Here is a 19,548-nt window from a genome sequence, read left to right as displayed (position 1 = left end):
CAGGTGCTCAAGGCCCCACCCAAGGCTTGCGCTGGAATATTGTAGGGACGGACAGCCGTAGTCGATGTCTGCGCCATGGCAGCGGGCGCTATGAAAGTGCTGGCAACCATGGCAGCACAAATAGTCAGGGAAAACGAGATGGGTACAAGGCGTGGTGTAAGGAGGTGCATGAGCTCAGCTTAATTAATATAAGTGTAAATATAATGAATGCAAATGAGAACTATTCGTATTATATATTAATTACAAGAAATATTTATTCAGATTTAACAATCTATGTAGATTGCATCAGCTACACGTCAACAGAAGTAGCAAATATACAAAACAAATAACACCTGTCTTTGGGTGCTAGCGTTTATCAGACACCGTAGCTCCACCCCATTTGTCTCGACAGTCTTAGTTCCGTCGCGCTGCCAGCAAATTTATCGACAAACTTGAACTCAAGTGACTCCAGGAAATTTGGCAGAACAAAAAAATGGGCCGCAATTTGCGGCCCATTTCAATAGCAACTGATCAAAGCTAAAAACTTATTCAGCGCCCATTTCCTTGATAAGACGATCTGCCTTATCCACATGTTTCATCTGCCACAGCATGTAACGCCAGTCAACCTGAATGGAGCGGGTATTGGCCTTGTTGTAATCCCAGTCAGAGATGATGGAATCCAGAGTGCCATCAAAAGCCAGGCCGATGAACTCACCCTTGGCATTCAATGCTGCCGAACCAGAATTGCCACCGGTGATATCCATAGTTGCCAGATAGTTCACAGGTACAGTCTTGAGTTGCGGATCTACAAATTTTCCAAAGTCTTTTGCCTTGATTGCCGCCAATTGTGCTGCCGGAGCATTGAAATCACCAGTACCGGTTGCCTTAGGCGGGATGCCGTTGATCGTCGTAAAGGCATTCCATGCCAGGCCATCTGCAGTGCCATGGTCACGGCCAGTAACTTTGCCGAAAGTGACGCGCAGGGTGCTATTGGCATCAGGGTAAACAGCCTGACCTTTGCTCTTCATGAAAGCGATTTTTGCCTTCATGTAATTGCCATAGGCTTGTTGGATTTTACCTGCCAGTTCCTCGTCATCAGCTTCACGCTTCAGGCTACCTTCATACATAGCCACTGCGGCTTTGATGAAGCTGTCTTTGCTTGCCTTGAAGTCTTCCGGCTTGGCATTCAACCAGGTGCTGCGCACTGCTTTATCACCAAGCTTGCTACCGGCATACAGATTGTCGAGCAGTAATTTCAATTCAGCTTCTGTCATGCCATCCTTGATGCCGATAGCTGCATCAAAATTGGCATTGCGCTCAGCCTTGGGCTGCGCAGCATATTTGCCCAGACTATATAAGACCAGGGCCTTGTCGACTTTTTCATCATAGCTACGCTCAACTGCATCGATACTTGCCTTGAAGCGCGGCAAATCACGTACCTGGAAGCCGGCTTTGCGCTCTGCGTCAGCTTTTGTCGTTTCATTTGCCAGGCGATACAAACTACGCGCTGTACCCAGGAAGCGTGGCGAAGAATTGCCCAAGTAGAAATCACGCTTGCCCATGGCATCGCGTTCGGCGATCAATTTTTCAACTTGCTCGATATCAGCAGCATATTCTTTGCTGCGTGCAGGATTGCTGTTGATCCAGGCTTTCAGCTCATCATGCTCTTTGGTTTTGCGTGCCAGGAAATCGCTGCCAGCATAACTATCCAGCATGCCTTGACGATTCTTATAGTAATTATTGATGCCTGCAACCTGGCCTGCATATTTGAGTTTTGCATCGGGATTGTCGCTGGTTTCTTTTGCGATAATCGCCAACATGTCGCCAGAACCTTTGACAAATGCCGGATAATTCCAGTCAAAAGTATAGGCGACCTCGGATGGCAAACGGTGACGATTGGTGCGGCCTGGGTAACCCAGCACCATGATGAAATCGCCCTCTTTCAAATTATCTTTGGCCAATTTCAAGTGATGTTTGGGCACATAAGGCACATTGTCTTTGCTGAAGTCGGCAGATTTGCCGTCTTTGCTCACGTACGCGCGGTAGAAACCATAGTCACCTGTGTGGCGCGGCCACATCCAGTTATCAGTGTCACCACCAAATTTACCTACGCCTTCAGGTGGCGCATGCACCAGGCGCACATCCTTGATTTCCAATTGCTTGATGAGGTAAAACTCCAGACCGCCATAGTAAGGATAGACATTGCAGCGATGACCAACATCTTTTTCGCATTCGGCGACGATGGCTTTGGACGCCTTTTCAATCGCATCAACGCGGCTCTTGCCCTGCAATTTAGCAGTGTTCTTGTCGATAATTTTGTCACTGACATTGAGCACATCTTTAGTGACCAGAATGCGTGAGCCTGGCGAAGCAGGCAATTCTTCTTCCAGACTATTCGCCAGGAAGCCATTAGCCAGCAAGTTACGCTCCGGCTTTGAATTGTGGGCAACACTATTGTAGACGCAGTGATGGTTGGTCGCGACCAGGCCTTGTGGAGATACAAAGGAAGCTGAACAACCGCCCAGGCTGACGATGGCTCCCATGGGGAATTCTGTCAGTTTGGTTAAAGTTGCAGGATCCAGTTTCAGGCCAGCAGCTTTAAGTTGCTTGGCAACTTGTGGCAATTGCTGTGGCATCCACATGCCTTCATCTGCGCTAGCTAACTGGCAAAGGCTCATGACCGCCAGCGTGGTAAGTGTTTTTTTCATCATATTGTTATAAAAAGATGTGAAAATTATAGGTGGGTTCCCTCGACGTGCTTTTTGGCAAGCCTCAAGCGCGGCCAGTTTAGTCTGAAAACTGAGGTGAAAGTTCAGTATTTTGTACAAATATCTGCCATTTGCACGATTTTAAAATTATCGCCAAGAGCCGCATGCGGCTTTGCAAATAAAATTAGGCAGCACCCTCACCCTCGGTCGCAGGTTTGATTTGCGATTCAAGTTGCTTTTCTGCTTGCCTTGCGGCCCGCTCCTCAGCCAGTTCAGCATGTAAGGAGGTAATCCGGCCTTCGGCCAGGTGCAGTTGCTTTTGCAACTCCCCCATCTCCACCGTAACGGAAGAAAGCTGGTTTTGTGATAATTCCAGGCGCCCTCTTTCTGAACTCAATTCTTTAAGCATGAAGTCCCGGCTCTCGGCCAGCGCAGACAAATTACCCTGCAAAGCACCTATTTCTTGCCTCAAGCCACCAATATCATCATGCTTGATGAGTAATTCTTTTTGGTGATTTTTAATCAGTTCTGCTAGCTGAGTTCGCGCTTGATCCAGTTCTTTTTGCAACTTTCCAGAATGCTGCCTTTCCCTGTCAATCTCCATCAAGGCACGCTTTTCTGAAGCATGGAATCTTTCCTCTGTCAGCACAGCTATCTGACGTTGCTTTTCCAGCTCCAAAGTGAATTCCTGGCTGCGTTCTTTTAACTCCGATTGATAATTGCTTATTTCCGCTTTTCCTGCCGCTAATTGTGAGTCTAGCCCCTCATTTTTTGTTTGTAGCGCGGTAACGCGATGCTCCAGGCTCTGAACAATGGCTTCGGTCGACTTCAGTTTAAGCAAAATGGCCTCGAGAGCTGTGTTTGCAGTCTGCTCAGCCAGTTCAGCAGCTTCTTTTGCCGCATTCGCCTCAACAAGTTGCCCAGCAACTTCTGATCGGTAAGTTGTGAGCGACTCTTGTGCCTGCCCCAGGGCCGTCGCCCAAAGGCTGACTGCCATTTCTGCCGTTGCCTGTTTTAAGGCCTCAGGTAAATCCGGGTGCTCTATCCTGACCCGGCTTTTTTCACGCAAATCTTCCCAGAAGCGCCCCAAGGCTTCAGCTGGCGCCGACATGCTGCCTTTTCGCACCAATTGATAGAGCTTGTTCGCCGTTGGCGTGATGCCATAGCGAAAGAACATGGCGATACATACCTCTCTGTAAAGATCTTGCGTCTGCGGGAATTGCTCACGCAGCGTCTCAATATCAGCCAAAAGCATGCGTTCGTTCTGTGCGGGCGTATCCATAATATCCCTCTCTTAATTTAATTAATAATACAACGTATTACATTAAATATCCAACTTCAATTAAATTAAATATGACATTACTTTTATAATGTCACTATAATTTCGCACATAGATAGAAACGCAAATTTTTGAGCAATGACAAGGCGTTTCATCAAATACCTTGCAGAAAATCAAATGAATATCGATAATTCGCCCGCCCTGGCAACTCTGGAAAATGTCTTATTGCCAGCCAATATGGATGGCAGCCAAGGTAGCAACCGTGCCATGGGAAACCGGCCGCAAATCAAGGCGGCAAACGATATTGAGGCCATCAAGGCATGGTTGGCGCGCTTCTGGGATACCAAGACGACTTTTGACAATTATCGGAAAGAGGCTGAACGCCTGCTTTTATGGTCAACCATGCAATTGGGCAAGCCTTTATCTTCTTTGACACATGAAGACTGGCTCAGTTACCAAATGTTTTTGACCAATCCTCAGCCGGCAGCACGCTGGATCATGCGCGACAAGCGAAAATTCGCGCGCAATCATCCTGAATGGCGGCCATTTTCAGGGCCACTCTCGCTTGGCAGCCAGCGTCAGGCAGCGGTCATATTGAATGTGATGTTTTCATGGCTGGTAAATGCGGGCTACCTGGCAGGCAACCCACTGTCCTTGTCACGTCAACGTGCCAGAAAAGCCCGGCCGCGCATTACGCGCTATCTGGAAGAAGATTTGTGGCTGGAGGTCAAACAGACCATAGAATCCATGCCCAGGGAAACCTCCCGCAATCTCGAGCAGTATTACCGTCTGCGCTGGCTTTTTTCACTCTTGTATCTGTGCGGCCTCAGGATCTCTGAAGTGATCAGCAATACTATGGGCAGTTTTTTTTGCAGACGTGACAAGGATGGGAAGGAGCGCTGGTGGCTGGAAATTTTGGGTAAAGGTGACAAACTGAGAATCGTGCCAGCAACGAATGAGTTGATGGTAGAACTGAGTCGCTACCGTCAATCCAAGGGGTTGACTCCCCTGCCCCTGCCAGCAGAGACCCTGCCCTTACTACTACCCATAGGCAGCAGGACCGACGCCATGACACGCGGCGCCTTGCATGCCATAGTAAAAAAAGTATTCCAGCAAACTGCTGAGCAATTAAGGCAACGCGGTGAGCAATTTATCCCTCTTGCCGACCGGGTCGAGCAAGCATCTGCCCACTGGTTACGCCATACCGCAGGCTCGCATATGGCAAACAATGATATCGATCTGCGTCATGTCCGTGACAATTTAGGTCATGAATCACTGAGCACCACCAACAATTACCTGCACTCAACAGACGATGCTCGCCATCGCGAGACAGAGGCAGGACATAAAATTGACTGGTAACCCCCGCACTGAATGCATTCGCCTGACATATCTGCGCCGCATCATACACCTCCCATCAAATTGCACTTGCTCAGTTGAATTTCATGCCAACAACACCAGGCAAGTCAACAACGCAAAAAACAACGCGTTCATTTCCCCTCTGACATGTTTTTAAAAATAGTAGATAAAAAGTCACATTAATTATTATTTCATCTATTCTTTTTTGCAAAATGCATGTTAAATTAATACCCAATTAATTCATTGTCTTTTTTACACTTCAGGCGTGAGGAATTAGAAATTCCAAAACTCCCTTTCAGCTTGTCCACGCTGATTACACCATTTTCTGTTTTGTAGTTCGCTGTCTTTATTGATGTGGAAAATGCAACAAAAACACGGCTTTGGTATTTCTGGCATAGAACTGGATACACCTTGGTCGCCGGGTAGTCTCATGACAAATCAAGCAGGTGAAGAGATTTTCTGACCTTGCTTATAAAAGGGAGAAATACAATGAACGGATCAGCAATAATTAATCGAAGCAGGCAAAAAAATTCAGCTCTCAGCAAATGTCTGACATGTGGCCTTATCGCAGTTGCTCCAATGCTGATGACTACAGCCCAGGCACAGACCGTAGTGCCAACAAATGCTCAAGCTTTGTGTGCTGTGTCTCCACAGACATTTGCTGGATGGTTTGGCGGCAATGTCAGCTTGAATGGCGTCGTCAATCCTGCCAATAGCATTGCCTTCCCCACCAACAATACAGACTGTGATTTTTATCAATGGTCGGCGCAAATGTTTTTGTGGCTGACTTCGCCTGCCCCCAGCACATACGGCGGTAATTCAATGGTCTTCAATTCGCCAGTTTTCTACAATGTATCTGGCCTGAACGCCGAGAACAAACGCACCTATAGTCAAAACTTGCCTAATGTTCCGCTACCGCTACTCAATATTCGCAGCGCACAAGTTGGTCCGAACGGCTTGCAACGTATTACAGACAAGACCGGTCACTCGTTTGAAGTATTGCCAGCACCGCAGACAGAAAAAGGGCAATCCCTCATTAAAAACAGCGCTGGCAAGTTTGTAGAAATTAATCGCATCGAAGCGCAAGAAGGCAAGAAACCAAGTTTCTTTGATTCTGCCAACAAAAAAATCGCTGTGCCTGCTCAGCAAAACATGGATGCAACAGTCGCTGCGAAAGTTGCACCGCATCTTTTGACCATGAATACCAAAGTGGCAAAAAATATGGTGCAGGCTTTCCAGGCCAACGGAAAAACTGTTTTTGTTGATAGCCTGGGCAATACCATAGAACCTACTCAGGGTCAGGCTGGCAGCTTGTCTGGCGTTTTGCTGGGGCAAAATCAGTCACTGGTATACTACGCCACCATGGTGAACGATGTGTTTGCCTTCTTCCAGACTGGTGTTGCCAACGGCAATATTTCCAATCCCAATAATGTGTTCCCGACGACACAGGCAGAAGTTAACGCTGTAGTTAACTATGCTGCATCCAAAGGGGTCAAGATCCCTGATCAGGAAGCCTTGACCATGGAAGTAAAAACTGCATGGATAGATACCACCGGCCTTGATGCACTTGGTTTAAAGGCCAGTAACTACATCACAGTGAACACCTCTGTGCCACTCTACAATAAATCCAACCCACTTTTGTGGATACCTACAGGTCAAAACAAACCTGTTAAGCTGGCACTGGTAGGCATGCATGTAGTGGGAAGCACCAATGGCCATCCAGAAATGATCTGGGCAACATTTGAGCACCTGAGCAATACACCAAATGCAGCCTATAGCTACACCAGCAATACTGGTGCGACTGTCAATGTTGCACAAGACACGACTGGCGCATGGTTATTTTCTTCGCTGAAGTCTGCTACCCCAAATGTACAACTGGCCAACTTCAAAGCTTCGCCGAATATCACTGCCAATACATCCACACCTATAGGCCCAAGCGATACTCTACGCTGGAAAGCCTGGGGCAGTGGTTCGGATGCAGCCAATGTACTGCTGGAGAATACTGAAGTCATTTCCACCACCAGCAGTGTCCTGAACCAACTGATCAAAGGTGATGTACGGGCCAACTATATGTTGACAGGTGCAACCTGGACCATAGGCGGCAAAACCGTTACCGCTACCAACCAGGTCGGCACCAACCTGCTCAACAATACGACCATGGAAACTTATGACCAGGGCATAGGTAGCACGAAGAGTTCAGGCTCGAATTGCTTTAGCTGTCACTCAAATGGCAGTCAGCCAGTCAACCAGCCTGCCAATACTTCTGTCAGCCATATCTATAACACCTTGATTCCCTTGTATCCAAAAAACAAGTAAATAGACACTGTGACTGTGCGGGGCGAACCAGCTCCGCACAGTCACGGATTACATTAGATAGCCAGCCCACAGACAGTTTGCCAGATTTTCAGGTAAGCATGTCTTTGTGAATGCCCTTGTCTCAACGTGAGAACAAAGCATGCCAGCCATGATGGAAAACCAGGAAATACGTGTCAGGGGAGCTGTCCAGGGTGTCGGTTTCCGTCCTGCTGTTTACCGCCTGGCGATGGAATGCCTGCTACGTGGCGAAGTAGCGAATGATAGCGATGGTGTGTTGATACGTCTGTCTGGCACATCACAGAGCATACAAAATTTCTTGGCCAGATTGAAGCAAGAAGCACCACCTCTGGCGCAGATAGATTCCATCAGCATGACTAAGGGTGATGATAACTGGGATTATTCCGGCTTTCGTATCACCGGTTCTACACACTTGCGGGGAAGTACAGAAGTAGTGCCGGATGCCGCCACTTGTAAAGCCTGCCTGGCTGAAATTAACAATTCCGAAGAACGACGATTTCAATATCCTTTCACCAATTGCACGCATTGTGGCCCCAGGTTATCCATTATTCAGGGCATTCCCTATGACAGGGAAACTACCACCATGGCCAGTTTCGATCTGTGCGAACAATGCAAGGTTGAATATGCAAATCCGCTGGACCGGCGTTTTCATGCCCAACCCATAGCCTGTCATGCCTGCGGCCCCAGTCTGATTTTATATAGTGCAGGACAAACCATATATCCCTGCCCTGCTACATCTTCCCCTTATAAGCAGGTCGCGGCGCAGTTAAGCCATATTTGTACGGTTTTGAAGGCAGGGGAAATCGTCGCGGTAAAAGGACTGGGTGGATATCATTTGTGCTGCGACGCATCCAATCATGCGGCAGTCGAAACACTGCGGGAACGCAAGCAAAGATATGCAAAACCGTTCGCACTCATGACGCACGAACTTGCGACAATTAAAAATTATTGCCTGGTATCTGAGCTGGAAAAAGACATATTGAGCAGCAGCATCGCCCCTATAGTCTTGCTTGAAGCCAGGCAGGTAATAAATCCAGAGTCGACTATCTTGTCTGCAGCCATCGCCCCTGGCAGTCGCTTACTGGGCTTCATGCTGCCTTATACACCTTTGCATCATATGATTTGCAGGCAATTTGGCGGCCCCTTGGTCATGACCAGTGGCAACGTATCTGGCGAGCCACAAGTCATAGACAATGATGAAGCAATAGCAAATTTGAGCAGCATTGCTGACTTGGTGGTTTGTCATAACCGTGCGGTTGCCAATCGCATTGATGATAGCGTGGTTCGTTGCGTGGCAGGCAAAGTTCGCATACTCAGACGGGCACGTGGCTATGCGCCGAGATCAATCAGGCTGCCATCAGGATTTGAAACAGCCGATGGCATACAGGCTTATGGAGCAGAGCTTAAATCCACATTTTGTCTGGTAAAACAAGGGGCGGCTGTTTTGTCCCAACATCAGGGTGACCTGGAAGACGTTTCCACCTTTGATGACTATGAACATAATCTAGCGCTGTATCAGCGCCTGTTTGAATTTACACCACGCTATCTGGCGTTTGACCAACATCCGGAATACATCAGCAGCAAACTGGCTAAAAATGATTCTGGCGCTAACGGCATGCCGGCCATCAGAATTCAACATCATCATGCCCACATTGCCTGTGTCATGGCAGAAAATCAGTTAGCCATAGATCATTCGCCAGTGCTTGGTGTGGCGCTGGATGGTCTGGGTTTCGGTGACGATGGCACGCTCTGGGGCGGGGAGTTTTTACTGGCAGATTATCGTACTTACCAAAGGGTGGCCCGTCTCAAACCCGTCGCCATGCCAGGCGCAGGCCAGGCCGTCAAGCAACCCTGGCGCAATGCCTATGCCCATATTTTAAACAGCATGGATTGGGAAAGCTTCCAGACACACTATGGTGAAACCGCTTTGGCTGCCTGCTTCGCCAGTCATCCCACCGCGACTCTGCAAAAAATGATGAAAGGGGCGCTTAATTGTCCGCTCGCCAGTTCTGCAGGTCGCTTATTTGACGCAGTTGCCGCAGCGATAGGCATTCATGCAGAGCAAGTGCAATTCGAGGGGCAAGCAGCAATAGAACTTGAAATGCTGGTCGATAAAGACCTGCTGTCACACTATCTTGCCGACGATGACCTGAGCCTCAGTTACACCCTGATTATCGACATTCCCAATATTCCTTCATCTGGTTTACCCGAACTAAATGCCGCCAGCATGTGGCCACAGTTGCTGGATGACGTGAGGCAGGGAATCTCAACCACGCTGATTTCCACCCGTTTCCATGCCGGCCTGATTAAAGGCATTGTCGCCATGTTATTGCAGCTAAGGCAAAGCTACACCTTCAATGATGTCGCACTGTCTGGTGGCTGCATGCAAAACGCTGTGCTTCTGGAAGGCTTGATTCACAGCCTGCATAAAAAGGGCCTGAACTGTTTGAGTCACAGCCTGATTCCTGCCAACGATGGTGGCATCGCGCTGGGACAGGCTGCCATTGCGGCAGCCAGAATCATTGTAAATGATAAAACGACCGTATCCGACCTATCCCATGAATTACGCTTTACCCCAAAGGAGAATGTATGTGTTTAGGAATTCCAGGAAAGATAGTCAGCATCACCGATGTTGAGCAACAGCTAGGCATGGTCGATGTTGGCGGGATACAGCGTGCTGTGGATCTCAGCTGCGTGGCCCAGGAAGGCGAAGAGCTACATGGCCTCATCGATAGCTGGGTATTGGTGCATGTGGGCTTTGCCATGAGCGTGATTGATGAGGCTGAGGCGCAGGCGACGCTGGCCATATTGAATGAGCTGGGGCAAATGCAGGAAGAACTGGTCGCCATGCAGGAAGGTGATTCCTGAATGATTTACGCTAACCACAGAGACAGCCATGAACGACACTGAAAATACCAGCCATCTGCAAGCACTGTATCCATTTCTGACGAAGAAGAAATCTGATGCAGTCAGCATCAATCAGGCACTCCTTGATTCGATAGAACAAAAAATGGCGCAGCACCACAAAATCGTCGACCAATTTTTTTCAACGCATCAACAGGCGGTGGTCGACTGTGCCAATGCCATCGCAGATTCTTATCGAAAGCATGGGCAATTATTCACTATGGGTAATGGTGGCTCCAGTTCAGATGCATCCCATGTTGCCGTCGAATTTTTGCATCCGGTCACGACCGGGCGCCCTGCCCTGCCTGCCTATGATTTGAGTTGCGATAAAACCGTCATGACGGCGATTGCCAATGACGTCGGTTACCAGCATGTCTATTCACGTCAGGTAGCCAATCTGATGAAAAAAAACGATGTGCTTTTCGGGATCTCAACCAGTGGCAACTCTGACAATCTGCTTCGCGCCTTTGCGCAAGCAAAAAAAATAGGTGCCACCACGATAGGTCTGGCTGGTGGCAATGGTGGTGAGATGGCCAGGACCGACCTTGATCACTGCCTGGTTGTCGACTCTGACAGCATCCACCGCACTCAGGAATGCCATGTCGCCATTTATCACGTCTTGTGGGATCTGGTGCATACCTTATTAGCTGATGAACGTGGTTACTTGAGTAGTAAAACCCAGCAATACGAGGAAAGAACAGAGGCCGAACATGAAATACGTTGATGAATTTCGCGATCCTGACAAGGCCAAGACCCTGATACGGGAAATCACCAAATTATCTGATCAGCTTGCCAGAGACCTCAAGCGTCCTGTCTATATCATGGAGGTATGTGGCGGACATACGCATTCGATATTTCGCTATGGCATAGAAAATATGTTGCCATCCAGCCTGGAATTGATACATGGCCCAGGTTGCCCCGTTTGTGTACTTCCCATGGGACGCGTCGATGACTGCGTAGCCATCGCAGAACAAGCCAATACCATCATGACCACCTTTGGGGATGCCATGCGGGTGCCGGGCTCCAAGCGCAGTCTGCTGCAAGCAAAAGCCCTGGGAGCAGATGTGCGCATGGTGTATTCACCGCTGGATGCATTAAGTATCGCAAGAAAAAATCCTGACAAGGAAGTGGTTTTCTTTGGACTGGGTTTTGAAACCACCATGCCCAGCACTGCACTGACGGTATTGAAGGCTGAGGCCGATGGCATTAAAAATTTCTCGCTGTTTTGCAACCACATCACGATCATCCCCACCATCAAGGCGGTGCTGGATTCTCCCGATCTGCAGCTCGATGGTTTTCTGGGGCCAGGCCATGTCAGCATGGTTATTGGCAACCAGCCCTATGGTTTTATTGCAGAACATTACCAGCGCCCAGTTGTGGTTTCAGGATTTGAGCCTTTAGACATACTGCAGTCCTTATGGATGGTCTTGAAGCAATTGCATGCAGGCGAGGCACGGATAGAAAACCAGTACAACCGCGTCGTACCAGAACATGGCAATCGCATGGCTCTGGAAGCGATCAGCAAAGTGTTTGAATTGCGCCAGTTTTTTGAATGGCGCGGTCTGGGCTCGATTGATAATTCAGGCGTGCAATTGAACCAAAAATATGCTGCCTACGATGCCGAGAAAAAATTCGCTTTGCCTGCAATTTCTATCGCCGACCCAAAATCTTGTCAGTGTGGAGAAGTGCTGAAAGGTGCTATCAAACCCTGGCAGTGCAAGGTCTATGGCAAAGCCTGTACACCTGAAACACCGATGGGTGCCTTGATGGTATCAAGCGAAGGCGCTTGTGCTGCCTATTACCAATACGGTGGTGCGCCTAAAGACATCATACAAATACATCAGCTTGAGGAGACCAGCGTATGAACGTGGCAGATAAAAACCTTGCCAGAGTCGGCAGTGATGAACTGGCCGCTAATTCTCCGGATACACGCACCCGCCATGGCAAGCTGGTCAGCCCCGTCATCACCCTGGCCCATGGTGGTGGCGGCAAAGCCATGCGAGATCTGATTGATGATGTTTTCATTGAAGCGTTCAGCAACCCAACCTTGAATACCCTGGAAGACCAGGCGCGTTTTCAGTTAAGTGATCTGGCCAGATATGGTGACCGGCTGGCCATGACGACGGATTCTTATGTCATCGACCCCATCTTTTTTCCTGGTGGTGATATAGGCAAACTGGCAATTTGCGGTACGGTAAATGATCTTGCTGTAGGCGGAGCAACGCCCTTGTATCTGACTTGCGCCATGATCATAGAAGAAGGCATGCAAGTCAGCACCTTGCGGCAAATTGTAAAATCCATGGCAGATACAGCAAAAGCTGCAGGTGTGTTTATCGTCACAGGTGATACCAAAGTAGTTGGCCGTAGCAGTTGCGACAAAATCTTTATCAACACGGCTGGCATAGGTGTCATACATCAGGATTTCAAGCTGGGGGCCGATAAGGCTCAGGATGGAGATCACATACTTGTGAATGGCTATCTGGGTGACCATGGCGCAGCCATTTTGAATGCCCGTGGCGATATGCACTTGACCAGCCCTATAGAAAGTGACTGCGCCCCGCTACATGAGCTGATTCAGACTTTGCTGACGGCAGCACCAAATACCCGCTTCATACGCGATGCTACGCGCGGCGGCATAGCCTCGGTGCTCAATGAAATTGCCGCTGCCTCTAAATGTGCCATTGAAATCCATGAAACAAAAACCCCTATACGCCAGGAGGTAAAAGGTTTTTGCGAAATTCTGGGGCTTGATCCTCTGTACCTCGCAAACGAAGGCAAGCTGGTTGCCGTTGTACCCGCCAACGAATCACAGGCGGCACTGTCTGCCATGCGCGACCACCCTCTGGGCAAATACTCCGCAGATATAGGAAGCGTTTTGCCAGGAGGCCGTGCTGGGCGCGTGCATATGCAAACCAGTTTTGGTGGAAAACGCATTGTTGACATGCTGGTTGGCGAACAATTACCCCGCATCTGCTAATCAATACCAAAAACTGACCATGATCTAAAGGATAAGCATGACTTACTTTTCTTCCAAAGAATACATCCCTGCGCAAGGCCTGCTGATACGCATCGTCGACAAGGACCGTGTGTTGACACTGGATTATCAAGAAGCAACGGCTCAACACCAGCGCTCTTTGTGGTGGGGGACCGCTGTTGGTTACCGCGCCATGCAAGTTGCAGCAATTGCCCTGTCAAAAGACCAGCTCTGGCACAGAGAAAACCTGGTAGTAGTCAGCGCCCATCCAGGTCCGGGTGTGCTGGACTCAGTGAATTACGTTACACAATGTGCCGACAGAGACCGCTTGACTGTCATGGAAAACGACAACTGTGTCAGTCGCTGCAATAGCCAGATGAAATTCGAATGGTGGGTCAGCGATGAAAAACAAACTGCACACGTCATGCTCAATGAAGATTTCGTACCGGATGAGTTTTACCAATTAATAGACAGACGGGTATATAGCGAAACCAGGGCAGACGACGATAAATTATTCGAGCTATATAAAGTCAATCTCTCTTCACGCATCTGGGTTGCCGCTCTGGAGGAAAACTTTACAGTGAAAATGCTTCCGCCATTGAGTAAAGGTGAACTGCCATCGCATCATGTCTGGAATAAAGTACCTGCCTGATGCTCATTTCTGCCGATATTGCCAATCCTGCCAAGACCTGGTGCCTGCAACAGATCAATGCCCTGCCCTTGCGGCTTGATGGGGATTTATATTCTCATTATCCAGGCATGAAACTGGGCAGTTTCAGGGACCTGGTTTTCTTTGGCGACAAGTTGTCAGCATTGGTTACAAGTATCCTCAATCAGGAGAGCAATACATCTGCCAAGGACTGGATAGTATCAGCCCCCGCCTTCTATTACCTGCCCTCTGCTGCCAACCTGCTGGCCCGGCGTGTGCACAACCTGTTGCGTAAGCAAGGATACGGCATTCATCTCCACGAACCACGCTTGAGCCAGGAGCAAAATGCGGTCCATAGTATGGAAGCGTTTAAAAAAGCCAATGACTACAGCAAAAGCCAGGTTCAGCAGCGACAGTCTGAGAGGCAAAGAATCTATGACCTGGCAAAAAGCAATGTGCAGATGCAGGCGCTTAAAGGACAAAGACTTTTAGTCATCAATGATATTTACGTGACTGGCACGCAACAAGCATTCATGCAAAAAATGCTGGACCAGCTTGAAGTCAAGGATGTCCACTGGGTATACATCTTCCACGTCAAACAACAATTGGCTCAGCAGCATCCGGAAATTGAATTCCAAATAAATAATCACATGGTGGGCAATGCTGATAATTTTGCCGCCATCATGAACGATGAACACACTGTACATACCACGCGTTGCTTATCACGTTTGTTTAGCGAAGATATACAAAATTTCCAGCATGTCATCAATTTTTTGCGACCAGACACCATCAAAAAGATAATTCAACTGGCCAAGCTTGAGGATCGTTATACGGCTGCGTTTTTTGCCGAAAAATTAAGCATACTGGCTGCAACTCAGGCCAGCAAGTCCCTTTCCATTGCTACTTAAATTAAATACACAGCATGTACGATATTCGATACCAGATACCTGTTGCTGACTTCAATTTGATCAGGCAGCCCCATTTTCAAATTCCAGTCGACAGGCAAGCAGCCTTGTTTGATGAGGCGATGGTGAACGTCAGCGACTATGGTCTGGCATTCAGTTCATGGTATGCGATGACAGATGGCAGCAATGCACCATACGGGCAATTTATCGAGGGCAGCAGCAATGTGGGCTGGCTCAGAAAAAGCTTCGCCGAAAAACTGGCACGCGTGAATCATTTGCTGAAAGACTTTTCGGTTGAGTTACTGATCCTCGACGCTTACCGTTCCATAGCATGTCAGCGTGGCCTGTGGGCCTACTATTGGGAACGGGGCAAGAGAGAAAATCCCGCGGCCAGCGAAGAAGAATTGCAAAGATATGCCTTGCGCTATGTACGTGACCCGCGCAATTTTGACCCAGGTAATGCGCGTAGTTTTGGCATACACAGCACAGGCTCTTCTGCAGATCTGATTCTACGGCACCGTCAAACCGGGGAATGGCTAAATATGGGATCAAAGTTTGAAGAGTATAGCGAAGTCAGTGTCACTGATTATTTTGAGCGGCAATTACAACAGGGGGAAATTGGTGAAGATGATGAGCGCCTGTGGAACCGACGCTTATTACACTGGGCCTTGCATACTGAAGACATCACCAATGACCCTATCCTGTACTGGCACCATGACTGGGGTAATCAAATCTGGATCAAGGTAAAAACGGCACTCTATGGCTCATCTCCTACCGCTGCCTGGTATGGCTATGTCGGTGCGCCAGCATAGCACCAGATATTTTCATTCTTAAATGCACAAGGACTTCATATGGATTTGGCTGAAGAACAAATACCGGAAACAATTACGGGTACTGCGGACGCAAATGGCCTGGACAAGGACTTGCTCAATCTCATCAAAGAAAGAAACAAAGTCAGCCTGAATGCCAAAACCGATCCATTGAGCCGCCTGGAAGGTGCTTTAGCCGTACATTGCCGTGTTGATCTGAGCAATAGAAAGGTGCTGTCCAGCGCTGCAATGGCTACCTTATTCAAGGGATATGAGTCTTTATTGCCTGGTCGCGACTTGCAACAAGTCGGCATGGTGAGCGCCACTGCATCCGGCATATGTGGAGGCGTCCATGCAACTGCCTCGGCACTTTGCCTGGAAATGGCACTGGGGCTTAAGCCTCCGCCTCTTGGCATCGTCTTGCGCAACCTGCTATTAAGCTGCCAATACTTGAATGATAATTGCATGCATCTGTTCGTATTGGCTGGGCCTGATTATTCGCAACAACGCGTAGAGCAAAGTAATCCGGAAATCTGGAACACAGCAAGACAAAGCCATTGCCGTCACACAAAAATCCATGGGTATCACAGCATCAGCGACATCCTTCTTGCATTAAATAAAGGAAGTGGTGCGCTATACAAAGAAGCCTTGCAAATGGTTGCCAGAGCGCGTCGTGCCTATAGCCTACTAGGTGGCAAGTATCCGCATTCAGAGTCCATCATACCCGGCGGTGTGACGATACAAGCCAATACTGAGGTCATCGGACAATTCAGGGAAATCCTGCAACCCTTTATTGCATATAGCCACAAGGCAGCGGCTGTTTGGGACGATGTCTTTGATTTCATGCTTGACGCCAATCCTTTTTATGAAGAACTGGGTCGTGCACCTGCGTCTATGCTGGATTTTGGTCAATGGGACCATCCTGACTATTACGATGGGACTTACCTGAATTCAGATATTTGGGGGCGCAAACGCTGGTCCACGCCTGGAGTCATTATTGAAGGCGAATTGTTGAATACTTGCCTGAGCCAATTGAACGCTGGTATGGAAGAGTCATTGGACTTTTCATACCAGGAGCGTTGTGAACATCAGCAAGATATCATCAAGACCGACCCGAATGGCAATCCCATTTCAGTTCTTCACCCATGGAATAAAAGAACGCAAAGCCCCAGGTCCGCGCATGCGCAAGCTTATAGCTGGGGTTCCAGCCTGAGCTGGCGTGGACATAATTTTGAGGTCGGAGCCTATGCCCGCCTATACCTGACTGCAAAAGCAAGGGCGTTACCAGATAACCCCTACGTTGCCGCTACTGGTCACAGCGTGGAATTCAGCCTGCCCTCATCCGATGAGAAATTGCTGGATATGGAATGGAAAATTCCAGCAATCTGGAATGCTTTCGAGCGCAATCGTGCACGCGCATATTCCCTGGCATTTAACTTGTCTGTCACCATGGAAAACATCCACATCGCAGAACAGTTGCTGTGCGATGGCCATACAAAAACCTGTGTCCCGCTTGAACAGGCGCACTCTGGTTTGCAATTAGGCGTTGGTCTATGGGGCGCCAGTCGTGGTTTTTTAGCGCATTGGGCGGTGATCAAAGATAATGTTATTGACAATTATCAGATCGCGATACCCTCGCGTATCAACGTAGGGACCCGCAGGTCGGCAAATACACTGGGGCCATTGGAACTAGCTTTACTGAACACACCGATTATTGAAACTCATTTCACGAATGCCAGCGATTTTAGCGGCATAGACATACAGCGAACCATACAGAGTTTTGACCCCTGCATGAGCTGTAGCTCACATATCCTGATCGACGAGACAAATGAAGTAATCACCAGAGAAGTGGATACGCAATTTCCTGCTATTAACTGATCAACAGTAAAAGGTCGCTTATAAATTTTTGCTCATTCCATGAGCAAAAAAAGAATTTGGGCATATTTTATCCTTGAAGACTATAATTATTATCTAATTTTCTACCTCATTAGATAATTTACCGATAGTACTTCTAATTCTCGTAATTAGCAGAGGAAGGGATATTTCATGACAAGCATGAGTGCAGTTTCTACGGGCCTTCCTGACCCGGCCCCAAGAAAACTCCCCCTGACCTCACTTGCTATAGGGTTTGTAATCCTGGTATGTGCTTCCCTGATCGTAATGCAAGCCTGGGTTACCTGGCATGCAAGGGAAGTGCAGTTGGCAGAAACTGAAAGAGCATCAACTAATCTGGCGCGCTCTGTCGCACAGCATGCCTACGATACCATCAAAGCTGCAGACACCATACTTGTTGGTCTGGTTGAGAGAGTTGAAGTGGATGGCATCACCGAATCCAATATGGATCGCATGCACACATTACTTGTCAAGAGTGCGCAGGAACTACCACAACTTCATGGCTTATTCATTTATGACAAAAATGGTCGCTGGGTAGCTAATTCGCAATCGAAGATGCTGCAAAATGCAAATAACTCGGACAGGGAATATTTCATCTTTCACCGTGAACATGCAGATCGTAGCGTACACATAGGTCCACCAATCAAAAGTAAATCCACAGGCGAATGGATAGTGACAGTATCACGGCGTCTGAATGACGGCGATGGCAGCTTTGCCGGAGTCGTGCTTTCAACAATCAAGATGGAGTACTTCAAAAGACATTATGAACAATTTGAGATAGGCCAAACCGGTGCCATCTTTGTCGCTTTGGATAATGGAACACTCTTATTGAGGAGACCATTCGAGGAAAAATCGTTAGGCAGGGATATTTCCCAGTTGCCCTTATTTCGCGATTTCCTCCCCCATGCCAGGATGGGTACACAAACCTTTACTTCAGGACAGGACGGTATCACGCGCATCAATAGCTACCTGCACCTGGAAAAATATCCCCTGGTCGTTTCTGCAGCCTTATCGCGAGATGAAGTATTGGCAGACTGGCGATCAAATGCAATCATACAATCTATAGGTGTGGGGCTGCTCATACTTGGCCTGGCCTTCATGGGATCGCGCCTGATCAGGCAAATTAGATTACGGACACAAGTAGAAAATGAATTGCTACTGGCACGCAATTCTTTGCAATCCATGAACCGTACACTGGAGAAACTCGCCATGCAGGATGGCTTAACCGGACTTGCAAATCGCAGGCAATTTGATACCACGCTAAGAGACGAGTTTACCCGTGCGATGCGCAACGGAAGCTCCCTGGCCCTGATCATGATTGATGTTGACTGTTTCAAACAGTACAACGACATTTACGGCCACGCAGCAGGGGATGAATGCTTGCGCGAGGTAGGCAAGATCGTTGCAGCAGGCAAAAACCGTCCAGGTGATTTAAGCGCACGCTATGGAGGTGAAGAGCTTGTCGTTTTATTGCCAGGAACCGATGTGGCAGGTGCATTGATGGTTGCGGAAAGCATAAGGCAGGCCATATTCCGCATGGATTTGAAACACGCGGGAAATGCATGCGGTGTCGTCACAGTCAGTGCTGGCGTGGATGCCTTTGTGCCTGTTCGTGAAAATAATCAAGCGCTGGAATTAATAGAAGCCGCAGATCAGGCTTTGTATCGTGCGAAATCTAGTGGCCGCAATCGCGTTTGTGCAAGCGATGGAAAAACCTGACAATCAAATCAAAACTACTACAAATCAAAGCCAGCGGTA

General features: G+C 48.4%; 14 protein-coding genes. 12 read left to right on the top strand and 2 right to left on the bottom strand.

All coding sequences use genetic code 11. The features are described 5' to 3' along the window. Positions 1–524: 524 nt before the first annotated feature. Positions 525–2,687 carry a S46 family peptidase gene (locus DFR42_RS02925; protein WP_110254210.1) on the bottom strand — a complete coding sequence of 721 codons (2,163 nt, stop codon included), beginning with the start codon at positions 2,685–2,687 and terminating at the stop codon, positions 525–527. Positions 2,688–2,871: 184 nt separating this feature from the next. Further along, positions 2,872–3,969 carry a DNA-binding protein gene (locus DFR42_RS02920; protein WP_110253435.1) on the bottom strand — a complete coding sequence of 366 codons (1,098 nt, stop codon included), beginning with the start codon at positions 3,967–3,969 and terminating at the stop codon, positions 2,872–2,874. A 174-nt stretch (positions 3,970–4,143) separates the two neighbouring features. Between DFR42_RS02920 and DFR42_RS02915 the strand changes: the two genes are divergently transcribed. The 12 genes from DFR42_RS02915 (at position 4,144) to DFR42_RS02860 (ending at position 19,509) form a co-directional block, all read left to right on the top strand. Beyond that, complete coding sequence (locus DFR42_RS02915; RefSeq protein ID WP_110254209.1) at positions 4,144–5,325, top strand: tyrosine-type recombinase/integrase; 1,182 nt, start codon at positions 4,144–4,146, stop codon at positions 5,323–5,325. 576 nt (positions 5,326–5,901) lie between these two features. Beyond that, the gene (locus DFR42_RS02910; protein ID WP_110253434.1) at positions 5,902–7,638 is read left to right on the top strand and encodes a hypothetical protein; all 1,737 of its coding nucleotides are present in this window, start codon (positions 5,902–5,904) and stop codon (positions 7,636–7,638) included. 139 nt (positions 7,639–7,777) lie between these two features. Further along, positions 7,778–10,255 carry a carbamoyltransferase HypF gene (gene hypF / locus DFR42_RS02905; protein WP_211324129.1) on the top strand — a complete coding sequence of 826 codons (2,478 nt, stop codon included), beginning with the start codon at positions 7,778–7,780 and terminating at the stop codon, positions 10,253–10,255. Then, complete coding sequence (locus DFR42_RS02900) at positions 10,246–10,524, top strand: HypC/HybG/HupF family hydrogenase formation chaperone (RefSeq protein WP_110253433.1); 279 nt, start codon at positions 10,246–10,248, stop codon at positions 10,522–10,524. The genes hypF and DFR42_RS02900 overlap by 10 nt, the downstream gene beginning before the upstream one ends. Before the next feature lie 28 nt (positions 10,525–10,552). Continuing rightward, complete coding sequence (locus DFR42_RS02895; protein WP_110253432.1) at positions 10,553–11,284, top strand: D-sedoheptulose-7-phosphate isomerase; 732 nt, start codon at positions 10,553–10,555, stop codon at positions 11,282–11,284. Then, a complete protein-coding gene (hypD, locus tag DFR42_RS02890; protein WP_110253431.1) occupies positions 11,271–12,425 on the top strand; it encodes a hydrogenase formation protein HypD in 1,155 nt (384 codons plus the stop codon). The genes DFR42_RS02895 and hypD overlap by 14 nt, the downstream gene beginning before the upstream one ends. Next, the gene (gene hypE, locus DFR42_RS02885) at positions 12,422–13,537 is read left to right on the top strand and encodes a hydrogenase expression/formation protein HypE (RefSeq protein ID WP_110253430.1); all 1,116 of its coding nucleotides are present in this window, start codon (positions 12,422–12,424) and stop codon (positions 13,535–13,537) included. Before hypD ends, hypE begins: the two co-directional genes overlap by 4 nt. A 37-nt stretch (positions 13,538–13,574) precedes the next feature. After that, complete coding sequence (locus tag DFR42_RS02880) at positions 13,575–14,186, top strand: hypothetical protein (RefSeq protein WP_110253429.1); 612 nt, start codon at positions 13,575–13,577, stop codon at positions 14,184–14,186. Next, on the top strand, positions 14,186–15,091 hold the full coding sequence (locus tag DFR42_RS02875; protein ID WP_110253428.1) for a phosphoribosyltransferase family protein: 906 nt from the start codon (positions 14,186–14,188) through the stop codon (positions 15,089–15,091). The genes DFR42_RS02880 and DFR42_RS02875 overlap by 1 nt, the downstream gene beginning before the upstream one ends. 14 nt (positions 15,092–15,105) lie before the next feature. Next, on the top strand, positions 15,106–15,900 hold the full coding sequence (locus DFR42_RS02870; protein WP_110253427.1) for a M15 family metallopeptidase: 795 nt from the start codon (positions 15,106–15,108) through the stop codon (positions 15,898–15,900). A 39-nt stretch (positions 15,901–15,939) separates the two neighbouring features. Continuing rightward, a complete protein-coding gene (locus DFR42_RS02865) occupies positions 15,940–17,775 on the top strand; it encodes a nickel-dependent hydrogenase large subunit (protein WP_110253426.1) in 1,836 nt (611 codons plus the stop codon). A gap of 168 nt (positions 17,776–17,943) precedes the next feature. Further along, positions 17,944–19,509 carry a sensor domain-containing diguanylate cyclase gene (locus DFR42_RS02860; RefSeq protein WP_342766828.1) on the top strand — a complete coding sequence of 522 codons (1,566 nt, stop codon included), beginning with the start codon at positions 17,944–17,946 and terminating at the stop codon, positions 19,507–19,509. The last annotated feature ends 39 nt before the right edge of the window (positions 19,510–19,548 follow it).

It is taken from the genome of Undibacterium pigrum, from assembly GCF_003201815.1.
In the GTDB taxonomy this organism is placed as follows: domain Bacteria; phylum Pseudomonadota; class Gammaproteobacteria; order Burkholderiales; family Burkholderiaceae_D; genus Undibacterium; species Undibacterium pigrum.
Note: the sequence above shows the minus strand (reverse complement) of the source record. Positions and strands in the feature narration are given on the sequence as shown.